Raw genomic sequence first — 2,514 nt, 5'->3', positions numbered from 1 at the left:
AACCCTGCGGTCCCGAGGACATTCACACCGTAGCGTCGATGCTGGCCGAGGCCGAATATCGCGCGGGCGTTCAGGTCGGACACACCCGAGTGATTCCGCTGCTGGAAACCGCCCGATCTTTGCAGCTTGCCTATGAGATTGCGCAGCACGAACGCGTGCCTGCCATCGTGGGCGCAACGGCCAAGAACGCCGACGTCGCGCGAGCGCTCAAGACGGTCTGGTCGCCGGGTGGCCGCGAAACGCACTACCTGAAGTCGCGCATCGTCATGGCCGCACGGGCCGCGGGCAAGCTGCCGATCGGCGGTGTCTGGCAACAGGTGCACGATCTGGAAGGGCTCAAGGCGTCATCGGCGAATGACAGGCAACTGGGGATGAGTGGCGAACTGGTGCTGCATCCCTCAAATGTCGAGATCGTCAATCAAACCTATAGCCCGACCGAGGAAGAAGTGGTCTTCTACCAGGGAATGATCGAAGCGTTGGACAAAGCGCAAGCCGAAGGACGCGCCTCGTGCATCTACGACGGCGAGCACATCGACATCGCGCATGCCAAGACCGCGCGGGAGACCATCGAACTGGCGCAGTCGTTCAACCGCTGATCGCCGATCAGAACTTAAGGAGAGAGAAAGTGGCAGGTCTTTATTTCGAAGAATTCAAACCCGGCATGGTGATCGAGCATGCCATCCGCCGCACGGTCACCGAGACCGACAACGTTCTGTTTTCGGCCATGACCTACAACTGCGCGCCGCTGCATATCGACGCGGAATACAGCAAGAACAGCATGTATGGCCAGCGCCTCGTGAACAGCATGTTCCTGCTTGCGCTGGTGGCGGGTATTACGGTGTACGAAACGACACTGGGCACCACGCTCGGCAACCTGGGATTCGGTGAAATCGCCTTTCCGAAGCCGACGTTCCACGGCGATACGGTCCGCGTCGAAACCGAGATCGTCGAAACGCGCCTGTCGAAAAGCCGAAAGGACTCGGGCATTGTCACCTTCAGGCACGTTGCCAGGAACCAGCGCGATGAGGTCGTGTGCACGGCAGTACGCACCGGTCTGATGATGCTGCGACCGGCCAACGAAGCGTGATTTCACATCTGCAGGAAGACTTGATGCCATGAACTACCAACTCACTCCCGATCAACTTGCCATCGTCGATGCAGCGGAAAAGATCTGCACGGACTTCCCGCTCGAATACTGGCGCAACAAGGACAAGAATCACGCGTTCCCGCACGAATTCTTCGAAGCCGTCGCCAGCGGCGGATGGCTCGGCATCTGCATGCCCGAATTCGTGGGCGGCGCAAATCTCGGTGTGACCGAAGCGGCGCTGTTCATGCGCACGGTCGCCGAGTGTGGCGGGCAGGCGGCGGCATCGACCATTCACATGAATATTTTTGGCCTGCAACCGGTCGTGCACTTCGGTACGGAGGCGCAAAAGAAAGCATGGCTTCCGCCTTTCGCGCGCGGCGAGCATAAGGCGTGTTTCGCGGTGACCGAGCCGGACACCGGTCCCGATACCACCAAGCTGAAGGTGACGGCGAAGAAGCAGGCCGACGGAAGCTTCCTGCTGTCGGGGAAAAAAGTGTTCATCTCGACCGCGCAGGTCGCCGATCACATGCTGATCCTCGCGCGTACCACGCCGATCGAGCACGTGAAGAAGCACAGCGAAGGCTTGAGCCTGTTCTATACGAAGCTCGATCGAGACTATGTCGACGTTCGTGAGATCGACAAGCTCGGACGTGCCGCCGTCGATACGAACGAACTCTTTATCGACAACTTGCCGGTTTCCGGCGACGCGCTGATCGGCGAGGAGGGAAAGGGCCTGAGCTATATCTTTCACGGCATGAACGCCGAGCGGGTACTGGTTGCCGCCGAGCAAGTCGGCATGGGCCGCGCCGTGCTCAAGCTGGCGACGCAGTACGCGAAGGAACGCGTGGTGTTCGGTCGTCCGATCGGCCAGAACCAGGGCGTGCAGCATCCGCTGGCACGCAACTGGGCCGAGCTCGAAGCCGCCAACCATATGATGTTCGCCGCCGCGGACCTCTACGACAAAGGGCTTTCCTGCGGCTCCGAGGCCAACGCGGCCAAGCTGCTGGCATCCGAGGCGTGCATGAACGCCTGCCAGACAGCGATGCTCACCCACGGCGGCTTCGGCTATGCGAAGGAGTATCACGTGGAGCGCTTCATGCGCGAAGCGTGGATCGGTTATATCGCGCCCGTCACGCCGCAGCTCATCCTGTCGAACATCGCAGAGCGTAAGCTTGGATTGCCGAAGTCGTATTGAGCACGACATATCGGCGCAGGAAGTTCAGGAGGTACAGGAGACAAGCATGTCCGCTACAAGACCGTTGGAAGGTATTCGCGTTCTCGATCTCACCGTGGCGCTGGCCGGGCCCTATGGTTCCTTGCTGCTGGGCGGGCTGGGTGCGGAAGTCATACGCATCGAGTCGCCGGGTGGTAGCGATATCGCGCGCAACAATCCGCCGTATGTCGGTAAGGAAGGCATCCATTTCGGC

Annotated in this window: 4 protein-coding genes; all 4 read left to right on the top strand. The window is 60.4% G+C overall.

All coding sequences use genetic code 11. The features are described from left to right. Positions 1-596 (top strand): aldolase/citrate lyase family protein (locus P7F28_RS04460; protein ID WP_277183233.1); only part of this gene is annotated, 596 nt, incomplete at its 5' end. Between the two features lie 29 nt (positions 597-625). Then, entirely contained in the window at positions 626-1,087 is a 462-nt protein-coding gene (locus tag P7F28_RS04455; protein ID WP_277183232.1) for a MaoC family dehydratase, read from the top strand. A 28-nt stretch (positions 1,088-1,115) separates the two neighbouring features. Beyond that, complete coding sequence (locus tag P7F28_RS04450; protein ID WP_277183231.1) at positions 1,116-2,282, top strand: acyl-CoA dehydrogenase family protein; 1,167 nt, start codon at positions 1,116-1,118, stop codon at positions 2,280-2,282. 46 nt (positions 2,283-2,328) lie between these two features. Continuing rightward, a partial coding sequence (locus tag P7F28_RS04445; RefSeq protein WP_277183230.1) for a CoA transferase occupies positions 2,329-2,514 on the top strand: 186 nt, incomplete at its 3' end.

Origin of the sequence: Caballeronia sp. BR00000012568055, assembly GCF_029439455.1 — a bacterium.
In the GTDB taxonomy this organism is placed as follows: domain Bacteria; phylum Pseudomonadota; class Gammaproteobacteria; order Burkholderiales; family Burkholderiaceae; genus Caballeronia.
Note: the sequence above shows the minus strand (reverse complement) of the source record. Positions and strands in the feature narration are given on the sequence as shown.